The organism is Streptomyces sp. NPDC001851, assembly GCF_040297165.1.
Classification (GTDB): Bacteria; Actinomycetota; Actinomycetes; order Streptomycetales; family Streptomycetaceae; genus Streptomyces.
In genome coordinates this window covers 68,775-83,998 of record NZ_JBEOYR010000013.1, presented here as the reverse complement: position 1 = coordinate 83,998, position 15,224 = coordinate 68,775, and the positions used below count along the sequence as shown (strand labels likewise).

Below are 15,224 nucleotides of genomic sequence, written 5' to 3'. Positions count from 1 at the left end.
TGCCTGGTTACCTGACCTCCGGTACCCGATATCGGGCCGCCGGGCGTCCACCACACTGGCACGAATGGACTGTCGTTATGGATTACGACTCCTTTTCCTAGGCCATTTGAGCTTCAGTAAGGGCCTGAAGGGTGGAGCGCCCGCTTGTCGAATCCGGTGATACGCGGCCGGGTGTCTACTTTCGGAAAGCTTCTCGCCCCGTATCCCTCGACCCGGGATGTTCCATGCGTCTAAGGAAAACCACCTCCAGGACCGCCACCACGGCTTCCGCAGTGATCCTCCTTGCCGCCGCCTCGCTCACCACCGCTTCCGGCGCGCAGACCGACCACGAAAAGACGCTGACAGCCGCCCCGTTGGCGACCTGGCAGACCGACGGTGTCGTCTGGTCGGTCGAGTACGCACGCGGTGTCGTATACGTCGGCGGCACCTTCGACAGCGTCCGCCCGCCCGGCGCGAAGCCCGGTGAGAAGGAGGTCACCCGGAGGAACTTCGCGGCGTTCGACGCGGTCACCGGCAAACTGCTGCCGTGCGCCCACTCCTTCACCCAGGGCGCCGGCACCGTACGGGCGCTGAAGGCGTCGCGCGACGGCAAGGTGCTGTACGTCGGCGGGTCGTTCGGCAGGGTCGACGGCACCGGCGTGGCCAGCGCCGTCGCGCTGAACACGGCCGACTGCACGCTGCGCAAGGACTTCCGCCCCGCCGTGTCCGCGACCGTACGCACCATCGAGACCACGGACACAACGGTGTACCTGGGCGGTGAGTTCACCGTCGTGGACGGCAAGCCCAGGAAGCGTCTGGCGGCGTTCAGCCGGAGCGGCTCGCTGCTGCCGCTCAGCGCGGACATCGACGAGCCGGTCCGCGCGGTCCTGGCGGTGCCCGACCGCGGACAGCTGCTCGTCGGCGGCGCCTTCCACCACGTCAACGGCCGTCCGGAGCAGGCGCTGGTGTCCCTGGACCCGGCCAACGGCGCAACCCTGCGGTCCTTTCCGGACTGGATTCCGGAACGGTCCGCGGTGACGTCGCTGGCACGCAACGGCGACCGCTTCTACCTGGGCGCCGAGGGCTCGGGAACGGGGATCTTCGACGGCCGTATCGCCGGCCGGCTGTCCGACGGCACGATGGTCTGGAAGGACACCTGCCTGGGCGCCACCCAGGATCTCGTCGTGCGCAAGGGCGTGCTGTACAGCGCTTCCCACGCCCACTACTGCGGGCTGACGCCGGGTGGCTTCCCCGACGGGCCGCGCCGGCACTTCCTCGCGCAGTCGACCGACGACAGGCGCATCCTGCACTGGTTCCCGGACACCGACGACGGCATCGGTGAGGGGGTCGGCCCGCGGGCGCTCGCGCTGGCCGGCGACATCCTGTGGGCCGGCGGCGAGTTCACCGCGGTCAACGGCACACCGCAGCAGGGCCTGACGCGCTTCGGGACCGGCCCCCGCAACACGGCGCCGCAGGAGGCCCCCCGGCTCACGGGCGACACCTCCCGCACCGGAAGGGTCACCCTCACCTGGCGCGCCGCATGGGACAGGGACGACGCGGAGCTGACCTACCGGATCCACCGGGACGGGGTGCTCGTGGCCACGCGGAAGCAGCGGTCGACGGAATGGGACCGCCCGGACATGACGTACACGGACTCGGTCTCCCCCGGCTCCCACCACCGCTACACGATCGCCGTCACCGACGGAACCCACACGACGCCCCGGTCGGCGCCGCTCGACGTGACCGCGTCCGCCGCCGGGTGACCGGCCGGAGCAGGGTCACGTGGTGATGGACTCCCGGCTCTGGCTGGGGACGAACGGCGTGGTGCCGATGCCGAGCAGTTCCCGGTACACCCCGCTCGCCGCGTCCCTGGTCTGCCGGACGTCGTGGGCGGCGACCACATGTGCGCGGCCCTGTGCGCCCAGGGCCGCGCGCAGCGGAATACGGCGCAGCAGCGCCGTCAGCGCCCGCGCCAGCGCGTCGGCGTCCTCCGGCGGCACCAGGCAGTGCGGCAGATGGCCGGGCGGCAGGCTCTCGCGCACGCCGTCCACGTCCGTCACGAGGACCGGCCGGGCGCACGCCATGGCCTCCAGGAGGACGACCGCCCGGCCCTCCCGGCGGGACGGCAGGACCACCACATCGGCGGCCCGGTACCAGGGGGCGGCGTCGGCCGCCGGGCCGGCGAACTCCACCGACGCGGGCGCCGCCGCGCGCAGCCGCCCCGCGTCCGGACCGTCGCCCACCAGCACCAGCCGGGCGTCCGGCACCTGCCGTACGACGGCGGCCCAGGCCCGCAGGAGCACGTCCTGCCCCTTCTGCCGGCACAGCCGTCCCACGCACACGACGAGGGGGCCCGCCGCGGACCGGGCGATGCTCCCCTCCGGCCGGAACCTGCGGGTGTCGACGCCGTCGGGGACCATGAGCCACTGGGCGGTGATGCCGTGCCGTTCCCCGGTGCGCCGTTCCGCCTCGCTCACACACAGGACGCACGCCGCCCATCGCGCCCCGAACTGCTCCCAGCGCACGGCGGCGTGGGCCTTGACGCCGTCCGCGGTCTCGAACGACCACGCGTGCGGCTGGAAGACGGTCGGGAGCCGGCCGCGCACCGCGAGCCGGGTGGCGAGCCCCGCCTTCGCGCCGTGCACGTGCACCACGTCGGGACGCACCTCGCGCAGCACCCGGGCCAGCAGGGCCACTTCACCGGGGAGTCGAGGTCCGGGTGAACGGGTCGCGTTCCACGGAAGCACCCCGCAGCCCTCCGCGCGCAGCGCGTCCGTCAGTGCGCCGCCGCGCGGGCAGGCGACACTGACCCGCAGCCCCGCGGCGCGCTGCGCCACCGCCAGGTCCGTCACGAACCGTGCCACACCGCCCTGGACCGGCTGAGTGACGTGCAGGACGTGCGGCTCACGGGGAATGCGCATGACCGAGGCTTCCCTTCCGAAGAAACACTTGGGACCAGCGCAAAGCATCTAGTCCCTTTTTCCGCGGAGCCGTCAGCCGTGTCGGAGGAATTCACCTGCTTGGACCTGCGGCAAGCCGGCGTAATGCACAGATAATCCGACAAAAATTTCTGCACCGTCGTTCAGGATGTATGAATTCCGGGGAACTTGCGGTCAACGGAGTTTCCCGTGGCGCCCTTCTCTCGTTAGGCCAGCGGAAGCGAGAGAAAGGAACACAATGAAGAGTCTGAAGGCTGCCGCCATCGTTGTCGGCACCCTGGCCATGGCGGGCGCCGCGGCGCCGGCTTTCGCGGCGGACGTACCGGCGCAGGGTCTCATCGATGACGGGAAGACGGTTGCCCGGTCTCTCCCCAACGCGGCCGAGATGCCGACCGGCGCCCTGGCCAACGACGTCAAGCACGCGGCGGACGGCGTGAAGAAGTCGGGTGTCGTCAAGACCCCCGTCTTCGGCGGCGCCCTGCCGAACCCCCTCAACGGCAAGCCGCCCGCCGCGCTTCCCGTCTTGAAGTAGAAGACGCATCCGCTGGGCTTTTCAGGCCGGCTCCGGGGTTCCCGGAGCCGGCCTTCTCCGTGTGCGGGAAAAGCAGATGGCGGCCCGCCGGGCGTCGGCGGGCCGCCATGCTCCGGGCTGCTCAGAACAGCAGGCCACCGGCGTAGGGGGCCAGCTGCGACTGGTCGACCGCCGCGGTGTTGCAGGCGGCGTAGTGCGAGTTCGGCGCGGCGACACCGGCACCGCCGAGGACGCCGACGGAGCCGTTGGACCACGGCGCGATGCAGCGGCCGTCGACGAGCGAGCCGTTGGAGACGAGGATGCCCTGCTGAGGGGAGTTCACGACGACCGGGGACTCCGAGAAGCCGTTGCCACCGGTGACGGTGGTGGTGTTGTCGGCCGCAGCGGTGCCACCGGCCGCCAGGACGAGTCCCGCTGCCAGGGCGGACAGGGCCGTAACCTTCTTACGCATGGATGCGCCTTTCGGATGGGAGGGGCGGGTCGGGCGGGAACGTCTGGGACGTCCCCGCCCTGCTCCGGGATGGTTCGGAGCGCGAAGGGGGCTCAGAAGAGCAGGCCACCCGTGTACGTGGCACGCTGCGACTGGTCGACGCCCGCGGTGTTGCAGGCGGCGTAGTGCGAGTTCGGCACGATGGTCGCGGCGCCGCCGAGGACGCCGACGGCGCCGTTGGACCAGGGCGCGACGCAGCGCAGGTCGACGAGCGTGCCGTTGGAGACGACGGCACCCTGCTGCGGGGCGTTCACGACAACCGGGGACGACGAGAAGCCGTTGCCGCCGGTGACCGTCGTGCAGTTGTCGGCTGCGGCAGTGCCGGCGGCCGCGAGGACGACGCCCGCGGCGAGGGCGGAGATGGCCGTAACCTTGTTACGCATGGAGTGTCCTTTCCGGACTGCGAGGGGGTTCACCTGCTCGGGATGACTCGAAGCAGGGGTCAGAAGAGCAGGCCGCCCTGGTATGCGGCGCGCTGCGACTGGTCGACCGGCGCTGTGTTGCAGGCGGCGTAGTGCGAATTCGGCGCGATGGTGGCGGCGCCGCCAAGGACGCCGACGGCGCCGTTCGACCACGGCGCGATGCAGCGGCCATCGACGAGCGAGCCGTTGACGACAACCACGCCCTGCTGCGGGGCGTTCACGACGACCGGGGACTCCGAAAAGCCATCACCACCGGTGACGTTGGTCGTGTTCGAGTGGGCGGAGGCAACGCCAGCGCTGCCGCAGAGCGCGCTAAGGGCGAGTGCAGTGACGACCGCGAACTTCCTGGTCAACTCGGTTCCTTCCTGGATTCACGGTAAGCCGCGCTTACATAGCAAGAAACCGAAATATGCGGCGAAAAGTCACGCGGACACCGGGCATACCGGGCGGATTCCACCGGATGGCGGAACCGCAGCCGTGCACCGATGCATTCAGGCTGCACGGGCCCGGCGTCAGCGCCGACATGCGTCCGGCCCACTGGCAAGGAGGAATCCAGTGGGCCGGACAGGTTTGTGGCGTGTGTGCGGCACGACATCGGCGCCGGGGTGGGTGCGCGGCACTGCGGTGCCGGGTCTCTGGCGAGGGAACCGGATCAGAGTGTCAGAATCCTGGTCACGCCGACTCCTGGCGGTTTCCGCGTCACCCCTGATTGAGGAGGCTGCCGACCCCGGCACTGGTCGGCCCGTTCAACGGGTGGAGCTGGACGGATCCGGTTCCGAGCGGATTCTTCACCGGAATCGCGGGCTTCTTGTTGGTGCTGCGCCCCATACCGTCCAGGTATACGCCGGAGATTTTCGCGGCCTTGTTCTTGCCGGTGACCGACGACGCCTGGTTCTCGTCGAACGCGCTGCCCTTGGTGAGGCTGCCCTGCTTGGCCACTCGCATCACGGTGTCGGCCGCGGGCACGAGCGCCGGAGTGACCTCGGTCTGCGACATGAGGCCGAGCGGGCCGGTCGTTTCGCGAGCGGGCGCCTTGCCGGCGGCCGACGCGGCGACGGCGGAGCCACCCACGAGACTCGCGCCGATCGCCAATGCCGCAGTTGTGAAAACTGCCTTCTTCATGATTCACCTCACTTGAAGTTACCTCTGATCCGACAGACGCAGAACATAGCAGTCCGCAGTCCGCCAAAAGCGACGCACTACTCCATACGCATGAATGCCATGGGAGTGAAGGAGCGCATTCCCGGGGTTTATACAGAGGTATTCACATCTGGTCGGCGAATCGATTGATCCTATAAAGGGGATTACGACACCACGTCCTTGCGGGCGAACCCGCGGAAGGCCAGGGCGAAGAGCACGAGTGCATAGCTCAGGGAGATCGCCGTCCCCTGGATCATGCCGGTCCACTCCGGGTGCGGCTGGACGGTGTCGGCCCAGGCGAACTGCCAGTGCGCGGGCAGGAAGTCACGCCAGTGGCCGAGCGCGGTGACGGCGTCCAGGACGTTGCCGACGATGGTCAGGCCGACCGCGCCGCCCACCGCGCCGAGCGGGGCGTCGGTCTTCGTCGACAGCCAGAACGCGAGCCCCGCGGTGACCAGCTGGGACACGAAGACGTACGCCACGGTCACCGCCAGGCGCTGCAGCGCCGTACCGGCGTCCAGCGCGCCACCGGTGGGGATCTGCAGCGGGCCCCAGCCGTAGGCCGCCGTACCGGCGGCGAGGGCGACCACCGGGAGCAGGATCATCGCGGCGAGACTCAGTCCGAGCGCCACGACCAGCTTGGACCACAGCAGCCGGGCCCGCGGCACGGGCGCGGCGAGCAGATAGCGCAGGGAGGACCAGCTCGCCTCCGAGGCGACCGTGTCCCCGCAGAACAGGGCGACCGGGATGACCAGCAGGAAGCCGGCCGAGACGAACAGGTTCACCGCGGCGAAGTTGGCGCCGGACGCGGTGGCCGTGTCCATCAGGGTGATCTGGTTGTTCCGGCCGCCCGGATCACCGCCGACGGCGAAGGCGATCAGCAGCACGAACGGCAGGAGCGCGAGAATCGCGCCCATGACCAGGGTGCGGCGCCGCCCCAGCTGGCGGACCAGCTCGACCCGCAGGGGCAGGGTGTGCCGCGTCCGGTAACCGGAGGCGACCTCGGTGAGCGTGCTCATGCGGAACCTCCGATCAGGGTGAGGAAGGCGTCTTCCAGGCGGCGGTGCGGGCCGACCGAGGCGACCGGCACCTCCAGCCGCACCAGCTCCACGACCAGCCGCTCGGGAGTGCCGCCGGCTTCGAGCCGGATCAGCAGTCCGTCGTCCGTGCGCACCGCGGAGGCGACGCCGGGCAGCGCGGCCACCTTCTCCACGACGGGCTCCTCCACCGGCCCGCCGGTGCCGACGAGCAGGGTGTCGCCGGAGCCGACGATCTCGCCGACCGGACCGGCCTGGACGAGCCGGCCGCGGTCCATGACGACCAGGTGGGTGCAGGACTGCTCCACCTCGGCGAGGAGATGGCTGGAGACGATCACCGTACGGCCGCCGGAGGCGTAGCGGATCATCACCTCGCGCATCTCCCGGATCTGGGGCGGGTCGAGGCCGTTGGTGGGCTCGTCCAGGATGAGCAGGTCCGGCAGGCCGAGCATGGCCTGGGCGATGGCGAGGCGCTGGCGCATGCCCTGCGAGTAGGTGCGCACCGCGCGGGCGAGCGCGTCGCCGAGCCCGGCGATCCGCAGGGCCTCGTCCAGGTGGGCGTCCTCGGGCGGGCGGCCGGTGGCCTGCCAGTACAGCTCCAGGTTGGCCCGGCCGGACAGGTGCGGCAGGAAGCCCGCGCCCTCCACGAAGGCGCCGACCCTCGACAGCACGGGCGCGCCGGGCCGGACGGCGTGGCCGAAGACGCGGATCTCGCCGGCGTCCGGGGTGATCAGGCCCATCAGCATGCGCAGAGTGGTGGTCTTGCCCGCGCCGTTGGGTCCGAGCAGGCCGAGCACCTGGCCCTTCTCGACCCGGAAGGACAGCTCACGCACCGCGTACCGGTCGGTGGACTTCGCATACCGCTTGCTCAAGTCCCTGATCAGCAGCGGGACTTCGGCCAGCTCGGGATCGGGAGCGGGGCCGGCCGTACGGCGGCGGGCGGTGAGCAGCAGGGCGAGCGCGGCCCCCGCCGCGGCCACCGGAAGCCACCACACCCAGGCGGGCAGGGGTGCCGCGGCGGTGGTGACGGCCGGGGCCGTCGGCACGCTCAGGTCGCTCTTGAGGGAGACCGTGTAGGTGGCCGGGGCGGCCGGTGAGGCGTAGCCGAGGTCGGTGGAGGCGAGGACCAGGCGGAGCCGGTGGCCCTTCTGCACCTCGTGGTCGATCGCCGGGAGGGTGAGCGTGACGTCCCTGCCCGCCTTGGCGCCGGTCACCCGGAAGGGGGCGACGAGCTGGGCGGGCAGCACCTGCCGGGTGCCGTCGGGGCCGACGTCGTAGACCTTGCCGAACAGGACGGCGTCGTCGCTGGTCGAGGTGAGGTGGACGGTCGCGGTCGGGGTGCCGGTGATCTGCAGGTCGCGGGTGAGCGGCGCGGAGTCGAACTTCGCGTACTGGCCGGGGAAGTCGAGGGAGACGCCGAGGCCGAGCGCGGACAACTGGGTGAGGCCGCCGGAGCCGCCGAGGCCGGGCAGCGCGGAGACGCCGGGCGGGGTGGCGCCGGCCGGGTTGGCGAGGTGCTGGGTGCCGCCGGTCAGGGCGATGCCGCGCGGGTGGTCGCGCAGGCCGGGGTAGGCGGCGGCACTCGCGCCGCGCAACTGGGCCGTACCGTCGGTGGAGTTCACGCCTCCGGTGCGGGTGATCCGGAAGGCCGGGCCGGTGCCGGTGTCCTCGTCGCCCTTCAGATACCGGTCGAACCACGCACGCACGCGTGCCCGGCCCCGGCCGGTCTCCATGTCGCCGCCGTCATGGCCGCCCGCGATCCAGTCGACGTCCACGGGGGCGCCGTTCGCCCGGATCGCCTTCCCGGCCGCGTCGGACTGGGCGAGGGTGAACAGGGAGTCCGTCTGGCCCTGCATGAGCAGCGTGGGCACCTTGATGCGGGAGCCGACGGCGGACGGCGAGCGAGCCTCAAGTGTCCGGCGGGCGGCCTGGTCCGGGGTGCCGGACGCGGCGACCCTGTCGTACATCCGGCACAGCGCCGGCGTGAAGCGGGCGCAGCCGCCGCCGGTGTTGACGAAGACACCGGCCCACAGCTTCTTGAAGACGCCGCCCGGGAACAGGGCGTCCGCGAGGTTCCAGTAGGTGATGGCCGGGGCGATGGCGTCGACCCGGTGGTCGTATCCCGCGGCGAGCAGCGAGACCGCGCCGCCGTAGGAGCCGCCGGCCATGCCCACGCGCGGGTCGCCCGGTTTGTCGAGCCGGACCTGGGGCTGCTCGGCCAGCCAGTCGATGAGCCGGGAGACGTCGGCGACCTCGCCCTTCGGGTCGTTGAGCCCGATCTTCCCGGTGGACCTGCCGAAGCCGCGCGCGGACCAGGTCAGGACCGCGTAGCCGTCCCGGGCCAGGTCCTCGGCCTGCTCGCGCAGGTCGTCCTTGCTGCCGCCGAAGCCGTGCGCCAGCAGCACCGCGGGGTGCCGGCCGGCGGTGGCCGGGGTGAAGAACGACGTGTCCAGGCGGACGCCGTCCACCGCCATGACCTGGTCGGTCCGGTGCACCGGGGGCGCATCACCGGATGCGGCGGCCGTCCAGGTGCCGGCACCGGCCAGCACCACGAGGGCGGCCGCGGCGGCGAAAAGCCGGCGCGGCCCCTGGAGCAGCCCTCGCACCGAAGGCACCCGAAGATCCATGCACCCAACGGTACGGGCGGCCACCGGCAACCGGGGCAGCCGGTGGGCGGAATGCCGGGCCCTCCCCCGGGAGTACGGGGCGGGCCCGGCGTACCGCAGGCGTGGTACAGCGGCCTTACGCCACCGTCTCCTCGGCGCGCCGGACGTCCTCCGGCAGGGAGACCAGCCACCGGGTCTCACGGCGCGGGCGGAGGTAGAAGGCCCAGTAGAGGGTGGCGACGGCGGTGATGCCGCCGGTCCACCACAGGTACGACGGGTCCTGCTCGACCAGGATGTAGACGAGGACCGCGATCAGCAGGACCGGCATGGCCGGCCACAGCGGCATCCGCCACGCCTGCTTGCCGCCGTGCGCCCCGCGGCGGCCGAGCAGCGCGGCGATCGCGACCAGCAGGTACAGGCCGGTGACGGCGACCCCGGTGACGCCGTAGAGCGTGTCCAGGTTGACGAAGCAGAGGAAGGCGCCGGGGACGCCGACGACGAGGGTGGCGACCCACGGAGAGCCGAACCGGCCCAGCTTGGCCAAGGCCTTGTTGACCGGCGCGGGCCAGGCCTTGTCGCGGGCGGAGGCGAACAGGACGCGGGAGTTCTGGATGACCATGACGATGCCCGCGTTGATGATCGCGAGGGCGACGCACAGGCTGACGAAGGTGCCGACGGCCGAGTTGCTCCAGGCGATGACCATGCTGGAGATGTCGCCGCCGGTCAGGGCCTTGAGGTCACCGGCGCCCAGGGTGATCGCCACGACCGGCACCAGGATGACCACGCTGGAGATGGCGAGCGTGGCGAGGACGGTGCGGGCGACGCTGCGGCGCGGGTTCTCCAGCTCCTCGGAGAGGTAGACGGCGGTGGAGAACCCCTGGGTGGCGAAGAGGGCGATGGCGAGTCCGGAGAGCACCATCATGGCCGTGACCGGGTTGATGTGCGCGTGCTCGCCGGCCGTCTGGAGGGATCCCACGAGGCTGCCCGCACCGCGGTGGGCGTGGCTGAAGCCGAGCACGGCCACCACACCGGCGGCGACGACCTCCAGGACCAGGAAGATGCCGGTGATCCAGGCGTTGGCGCGCAGGTCCAGCAGACCGGCGAGGGTGGCCGCGATCATCACGCCGGCGCCCGTCAAGGCCGGGTCGAGGTGGATGACCGGGGCGAGGTAGTCGGCGGTGCCCATCGCGATGACCGGAGGGACGATCATCACGACGAGCAGCGACATCACGAAGGCCAGCCAGCCGGCGAGGCGCCCGGCCAGCGTGGAGACGATGGCGTACTCGCCGCCCGCGCTGGGGATGAGGGTGCCCAGCTCCGAGTAGCAGAACGCCACGGGGATACAGAGCAGCGCGCCGATGGCGATACAGAGCGCCGTCGCGGTCCCCAGGCCGGCGAACAGGTCGGGCACGATCACGAAGAGCGTGGAGGCGGGCGTGACGCACGAGAGGGTGAGCAGGGTGCCGCCGACGACGCCGATCGATCGCTTGAGCTTCTGGGGGCTGTCAGAAGCCTCTGTGACGGCTGTGTCGACAGGGGGGAGCGTGTCGGTCATGCGGCGGTTCCGATCGACTCGTGTGACTGAGGTGGGGGACGGGAGCGCTATCGCCTCCGGCGGATCGTCTGTGTTCACTCGTCCGCTCCCGGCGCTGCATAGAGAACCCCCACGAAAACCACCGCGTCAATGGGTGTTCACCTACGGAATCCGCAGGAAAATCGCGATCTAGAAACCGATTCCCGCGCCAAATGCTCCGCCTGTCGTGCCTTTTCCGGCCGTACGGGAACCGCAGCGGCCCGCCGCAAAAAAGTGAGGCCGTCCGTATGACGGACGGCCTCGGCGGCGCTTGCGAGGGCGCTCAGTGGTTGCGCGGGAAGCCCAGGTCCACGCCCGCCGGGGCGTCGGCGGGGTCGGGCCAGCGGGTGGTGACGACCTTGCCGCGGGTGTAGAAGTGCGTGCCGTCGTTGCCGTAGATGTGGTGGTCGCCGAAGAGCGAGTCCTTCCAGCCACCGAAGGAGTGGTAGCCGACGGGGACCGGGATCGGGACGTTCACGCCGACCATGCCCGCCTCGATCTCCAGCTGGAAGCGACGGGCCGCGCCGCCGTCCCGGGTGAAGATCGCGGTGCCGTTGCCGAACGGTGAGGCGTTGATGAGGGCCACGCCCTCCTCGTAGGTGTCGACGCGCAGGACGCACAGCACCGGGCCGAAGATCTCGTCCTGGTAGGCCCTGGCGCTGGTCGGCACCTTGTCCAGCAACGAGATGCCGATCCAGTGGCCGTCCTCGAAGCCCTCGACGGTGTATCCGGTGCCGTCGAGCACGACCTCCGCGCCCTCGGCGGCGGCGCCGGAGACATACGAGGCCACCTTGTCACGGTGGGCGGCGGTGATCAGCGGGCCCATCTCGGACGCCGGGTCGTTGCCAGGACCGATCTTGATCTTCTCCGCGCGCTCGCGGATCTTCTCCACCAGCGTGTCACCGATTGCGCCCACGGCCACGACCGCGGAGATGGCCATGCAGCGCTCGCCCGCGGAACCGTAGGCGGCGGACACCGCCGCGTCGGCCGCCGCGTCCAGGTCGGCGTCCGGCAGCACCAGCATGTGGTTCTTGGCACCGCCGAGGGCCTGCACGCGCTTGCCGGCGGCGGAGGCGGTGGTGTGGATGTAGCGGGCGATCGGGGTCGAGCCGACGAAGGAGACGGCCTTGACGTCCGGGTGCTCCAGCAGGCGGTCGACGGCCACCTTGTCGCCGTGCACGACGTTGAAGACGCCGTCCGGCAGCCCGGCCTCGCTCAGCAGCTCGGCGATCCGGATGGACGCCGACGGGTCCTTCTCGCTCGGCTTCAGCACGAACGTGTTGCCGCACGCGACGGCGATCGGGAACATCCACATCGGGACCATCGCCGGGAAGTTGAACGGCGTGATACCGGCGACGACACCGAGCGGCTGGCGGATGGACGAGACGTCCACCCGGCTCGCGACCTCCGTGGACAGCTCGCCCTTCAGCTGGACGTTGATGCCGCAGGCCAGGTCGACGATCTCCAGGCCGCGCGCGACCTCGCCGAGCGCGTCCGAGTGCACCTTGCCGTGCTCGGCGGTGATCAGCTCGGCGATCTCGTCGCGGTGGGCGTCCAGCAGCGCCCGGAACCGGAAGAGGATGGCGGTCCGCTGGGCCAGCGACGACCGGCCCCAGGTGGCGAAGGCGTCCTTGGCGGCCCCTACCGCCGCGTCCACCTCCTCGACCGACGCGAACGCGACCTTCGTGGTGACCGCGCCGGTCGCCGGGTCGGTGACCGGCCCGTACGTGCCCGACGCGCCTTCGACGGTCTTCCCGCCGATCCAGTGGTTGACGATCTTCGTCATGCCCAGAGACTCCTTCTCACAGATGGCGGCGTCGGGTCGAGACGTGCCGTTCGTACAGCTCACGGGCCTTGACCGCCGACGGTCGGGTCGCGGTCTCGGCCACAGGAACATCCCACCAGGCCTGCGCCGGAGGCGCGCCCGACACAGTGTCGGACGTTTCGGTCTCCACGTAGACACATGTGGGAGTGTCGGCGGCCCGCGCCTTCGCGAGCGCCCCGCGCAGGTCCCCTACGGTCCTCGCGCGCAGCACCCGCATGCCGAGGCTGGCCGCGTTCGCGGCGAGGTCCACGGGCAGCGGGGCGCCGGTGAAGGTGCCGTCGTCCGAGGTGTAGCGGTAGTCGGTGCCGAACCGCTCGCCGCCCACCGACTCCGACAGCCCGCCGATGGACGCGTACCCGTGGTTCTGCACCAGCAGCACCTTGATGGCGATGCCCTCCTGCACGGCGGTCACGATCTCCGTCGGCATCATCAGATACGTGCCGTCGCCGACGAGCGCCCATACGTTCCGCTCGGGTGCGGCGAGCTTCACGCCGAGCGCGGCCGGGATCTCGTAGCCCATGCAGGAGTAGCCGTACTCCAGGTGGTACTGGTCCGCCGACCGCGCCCGCCACAGCTTGTGCAGGTCGCCCGGGAGCGAGCCGGCCGCGTTGATGATGATGTCGGACTCGTCCACCAGGGCGTCCAGGGCGCCGACGACCTGCGGCTGGGTCGGCCGTACGTCGGTCTCGCCGGCCTCGAAGCAGGCGTCGACGCGCTGCTCCCAGCGCTCCTTGTCCTCGGTGTACTCGGCGACGTACCCGTCGGGCACCTTGTGCCCGTGCATCACCAGCGCTTCCGTCAGCTCGCCCAGGCCGCTGCGGGCGTCCGCGACCAGCGGGAGCCCGGCCAGCTTGTGGCCGTCGTAGGGGGCGATGTTGAGGTTGAGGAAGCGGACGTCCGGGTTCTCGAAGAGGGTGCCGGAGGCCGTGGTGAAGTCGGTGTACCGGGTGCCGACGCCGATCACCAGGTCCGCGGTGCGGGCCAGTTCGTCGGCGGTCGCGGTGCCGGTGTGGCCGATGCCGCCGACGTCCTGCGGATGGTCGTAGCGCAGAGAGCCCTTGCCGGCCTGGGTGGAGGCGACCGGGATGCGGGTGGCCGAGGCGAACTCGGCGAGGGCCGCCTCGGCGCGGCTGTGGTGGACGCCGCCGCCCGCGATGACCAGCGGCCTGCTCGCGGCGCGGACCGCCCGCACCGCCTCGGCCAGCTCGGTCGGGTCCGCGCCCGGCCGTCGTACGGTCCACACGCGCTCGGCGAAGAACTCCTCCGGCCAGTCGAAGGCCTCCGCCTGCACGTCCTGCGGCATCGCGAGGGTGACCGCGCCGGTCTCCACCGGGTCGGTGAGCACCCGCATCGCCTGCAGAGCGGACGGGATCAGGGCCTCCGGGCGGGTGATGCGGTCGAAGTACTTCGACACCGGGCGCAGGGTGTCGTTGACCGACACATCACCCGCGTACGGCACCTCCAGCTGCTGCAGGACCGGGTCGGCGGGGCGGGTGGCGAAGACGTCGCCGGGCAGGAGCAGCACCGGGAGGTGGTTGACGGTGGCCAGCGCGGCGCCCGTGACCAGGTTGGTCGCACCCGGGCCGATCGACGTCGTCACCGCGTGCGTGGACAGGCGGTTCGACTGGCGGGCGTAGCCGACGGCCGCGTGCACCATGGACTGCTCGTTGCGGCCCTGGTGGTACGGCATCACGTCCTGGTACTCGATCAGCGCCTGGCCGATCCCCGCGACATTGCCGTGGCCGAAGATGCCCCAGGTGGCGCCGATCAGCCGCCGCCGCTCGCCGTCGCGTTCGGTGTACTGGGCGGCGAGGAAACGGACGAGTGCCTGGGCGACGGTCAGCCGGATCGTCATCGGTAGCCCCCTGTGCTCTCTACGTGGTCGGGGTGGAAGCAGATCCGCCACTCCCGGGTCTCGCCCGGACCCGCCATGACGTTCAGGTAGTACATGTCGTGCCCCGGCTGGGCGATGGACGGGCCGTGCCATCCGTCGGGGACGAGGACGGCGTCGCCGGAGCGGACCTCGGCGAGGACGTCCGCGCCGCCCTCGCGCGAGGGGAACACGCGCTGGTAGCCGAGACCGTCCGGGCCGTCGATCTCGAAGTAGTAGATCTCCTCCAGCTCGGACTCCTCGCCGGGCCGGTGCTCGTCGTGCTTGTGCGGCGGGTACGAGGACCAGTTGCCGCCCGGCGTGATCACCTCGACGGCGATCAGCCTGTCGCAGTCGAAGGAGTCGGCGGAGGCGAAGTTGCGCACCCGGCGGGCGCATGTGCCGCTGCCGCGCTCCTCGACGGGGACCTCCGGCGCGGGGCCGTAGCGGGCGGGGAGTCGTCGCTCGCACTTCGCTCCTGCCAGGGCGAAGCGGCCTCCCGCGCCGGAGGCGATCTGGACCCGGGTGTCCCGGGGCGCGTACACGAAGTCGGACACGTTCGCGAACACGCTGTCCCGTCCCAGGAGTTGGAACTCGTTATCCTCAATTTGTACGGTACATCCGCCTTGTAGCGGAAGCACGATCCACTCACTGTCCCCGGTGGTGAAGGTATGGCTGCCGCCGGGCGCCAACTCGACGACACGCAGGCTGCTGTGCGTCCAGCCGGCCTCCTTGGGGCCGATGTCGACGGCGTAGTGGGCGTTCGCGGTGGCGCCCCGGGGCAGGTGCAGGTCGGTGCTGGTCATACGGC

The 15,224-nt window shown here is 71.1% G+C and carries 13 protein-coding genes; 2 read left to right on the top strand and 11 right to left on the bottom strand.

The window, feature by feature from the left end; translation table 11 throughout:
- Positions 1-224 precede the first annotated feature (224 nt).
- Positions 225-1,742 carry a fibronectin type III domain-containing protein gene (locus ABT171_RS20485; RefSeq protein ID WP_351245721.1) on the top strand — a complete coding sequence of 506 codons (1,518 nt, stop codon included), beginning with the start codon at positions 225-227 and terminating at the stop codon, positions 1,740-1,742.
- A 15-nt stretch (positions 1,743-1,757) separates the two neighbouring features.
- On the opposite strand, the gene ABT171_RS20480 is transcribed toward ABT171_RS20485, so the two are convergent.
- Positions 1,758-2,900, bottom strand: coding sequence for a glycosyltransferase (locus ABT171_RS20480; protein ID WP_351245719.1), 1,143 nt, complete (start codon positions 2,898-2,900; stop codon positions 1,758-1,760).
- 256 nt (positions 2,901-3,156) lie between these two features.
- Between ABT171_RS20480 and ABT171_RS20475 the strand changes: the two genes are divergently transcribed.
- Positions 3,157-3,450, top strand: a complete 294-nt coding sequence (locus ABT171_RS20475) for a hypothetical protein (RefSeq protein WP_351245717.1) — start codon at positions 3,157-3,159, stop codon at positions 3,448-3,450.
- Between the two features lie 121 nt (positions 3,451-3,571).
- Here the strand turns inward: ABT171_RS20475 and ABT171_RS20470 are convergent, their stop codons facing one another.
- From ABT171_RS20470 to iolB, 10 genes are all read right to left on the bottom strand, one after another.
- Positions 3,572-3,901 (bottom strand): hypothetical protein, encoded by a 330-nt coding sequence (locus tag ABT171_RS20470; RefSeq protein WP_351245715.1) that lies wholly within the window; start codon positions 3,899-3,901, stop codon positions 3,572-3,574.
- Positions 3,902-3,993: 92 nt separating this feature from the next.
- Positions 3,994-4,323, bottom strand: coding sequence for a hypothetical protein (locus ABT171_RS20465; RefSeq protein WP_351245713.1), 330 nt, complete (start codon positions 4,321-4,323; stop codon positions 3,994-3,996).
- A gap of 59 nt (positions 4,324-4,382) precedes the next feature.
- Positions 4,383-4,715 (bottom strand): hypothetical protein, encoded by a 333-nt coding sequence (locus tag ABT171_RS20460; RefSeq protein ID WP_351245711.1) that lies wholly within the window; start codon positions 4,713-4,715, stop codon positions 4,383-4,385.
- Positions 4,716-5,061: 346 nt separating this feature from the next.
- On the bottom strand, positions 5,062-5,484 hold the full coding sequence (locus tag ABT171_RS20455) for a hypothetical protein (protein WP_351245709.1): 423 nt from the start codon (positions 5,482-5,484) through the stop codon (positions 5,062-5,064).
- A 182-nt stretch (positions 5,485-5,666) separates the two neighbouring features.
- Positions 5,667-6,521 (bottom strand): ABC transporter permease, encoded by an 855-nt coding sequence (locus tag ABT171_RS20450; protein WP_351245707.1) that lies wholly within the window; start codon positions 6,519-6,521, stop codon positions 5,667-5,669.
- Entirely contained in the window at positions 6,518-9,166 is a 2,649-nt protein-coding gene (locus tag ABT171_RS20445) for a CocE/NonD family hydrolase (RefSeq protein WP_351245705.1), read from the bottom strand. Before ABT171_RS20445 ends, ABT171_RS20450 begins: the two co-directional genes overlap by 4 nt.
- A 115-nt stretch (positions 9,167-9,281) precedes the next feature.
- Positions 9,282-10,700, bottom strand: coding sequence for an APC family permease (locus ABT171_RS20440; protein WP_351245703.1), 1,419 nt, complete (start codon positions 10,698-10,700; stop codon positions 9,282-9,284).
- Positions 10,701-11,001: 301 nt separating this feature from the next.
- A complete protein-coding gene (mmsA, locus tag ABT171_RS20435) occupies positions 11,002-12,504 on the bottom strand; it encodes a CoA-acylating methylmalonate-semialdehyde dehydrogenase (RefSeq protein ID WP_351245701.1) in 1,503 nt (500 codons plus the stop codon).
- Positions 12,505-12,520: 16 nt separating this feature from the next.
- Complete coding sequence (iolD, locus tag ABT171_RS20430; RefSeq protein WP_351245699.1) at positions 12,521-14,398, bottom strand: 3D-(3,5/4)-trihydroxycyclohexane-1,2-dione acylhydrolase (decyclizing); 1,878 nt, start codon at positions 14,396-14,398, stop codon at positions 12,521-12,523.
- A complete protein-coding gene (gene iolB, locus ABT171_RS20425; protein ID WP_351245697.1) occupies positions 14,395-15,219 on the bottom strand; it encodes a 5-deoxy-glucuronate isomerase in 825 nt (274 codons plus the stop codon). The genes iolD and iolB overlap by 4 nt, the downstream gene beginning before the upstream one ends.
- Between the last annotated feature and the right edge of the window lie 5 nt (positions 15,220-15,224).

What these genes read in the sequence shown, in the direction of transcription:
- ABT171_RS20470 (WP_351245715.1), bottom strand. Translation starts at nt 3,901, where the DNA reads ATGCGTAAGAAGGTTACGGCCCTGTCCGCCCTGGCAGCGGGACTCGTC.
- ABT171_RS20440 (WP_351245703.1), bottom strand. Translation starts at nt 10,700, where the DNA reads ATGACCGACACGCTCCCCCCTGTCGACACAGCCGTCACAGAGGCTTCT.
- iolB (WP_351245697.1), bottom strand. Translation starts at nt 15,219, where the DNA reads ATGACCAGCACCGACCTGCACCTGCCCCGGGGCGCCACCGCGAACGCC.
- iolD (WP_351245699.1), bottom strand. Translation starts at nt 14,398, where the DNA reads ATGACGATCCGGCTGACCGTCGCCCAGGCACTCGTCCGTTTCCTCGCC.
- mmsA (WP_351245701.1), bottom strand. Translation starts at nt 12,504, where the DNA reads ATGACGAAGATCGTCAACCACTGGATCGGCGGGAAGACCGTCGAAGGC.
- ABT171_RS20455 (WP_351245709.1), bottom strand. Translation starts at nt 5,484, where the DNA reads ATGAAGAAGGCAGTTTTCACAACTGCGGCATTGGCGATCGGCGCGAGT.
- ABT171_RS20485 (WP_351245721.1), top strand. Translation starts at nt 225, where the DNA reads ATGCGTCTAAGGAAAACCACCTCCAGGACCGCCACCACGGCTTCCGCA.
- ABT171_RS20480 (WP_351245719.1), bottom strand. Translation starts at nt 2,900, where the DNA reads ATGCGCATTCCCCGTGAGCCGCACGTCCTGCACGTCACTCAGCCGGTC.
- ABT171_RS20445 (WP_351245705.1), bottom strand. Translation starts at nt 9,166, where the DNA reads ATGGATCTTCGGGTGCCTTCGGTGCGAGGGCTGCTCCAGGGGCCGCGC.
- ABT171_RS20475 (WP_351245717.1), top strand. Translation starts at nt 3,157, where the DNA reads ATGAAGAGTCTGAAGGCTGCCGCCATCGTTGTCGGCACCCTGGCCATG.
- ABT171_RS20465 (WP_351245713.1), bottom strand. Translation starts at nt 4,323, where the DNA reads ATGCGTAACAAGGTTACGGCCATCTCCGCCCTCGCCGCGGGCGTCGTC.
- ABT171_RS20450 (WP_351245707.1), bottom strand. Translation starts at nt 6,521, where the DNA reads ATGAGCACGCTCACCGAGGTCGCCTCCGGTTACCGGACGCGGCACACC.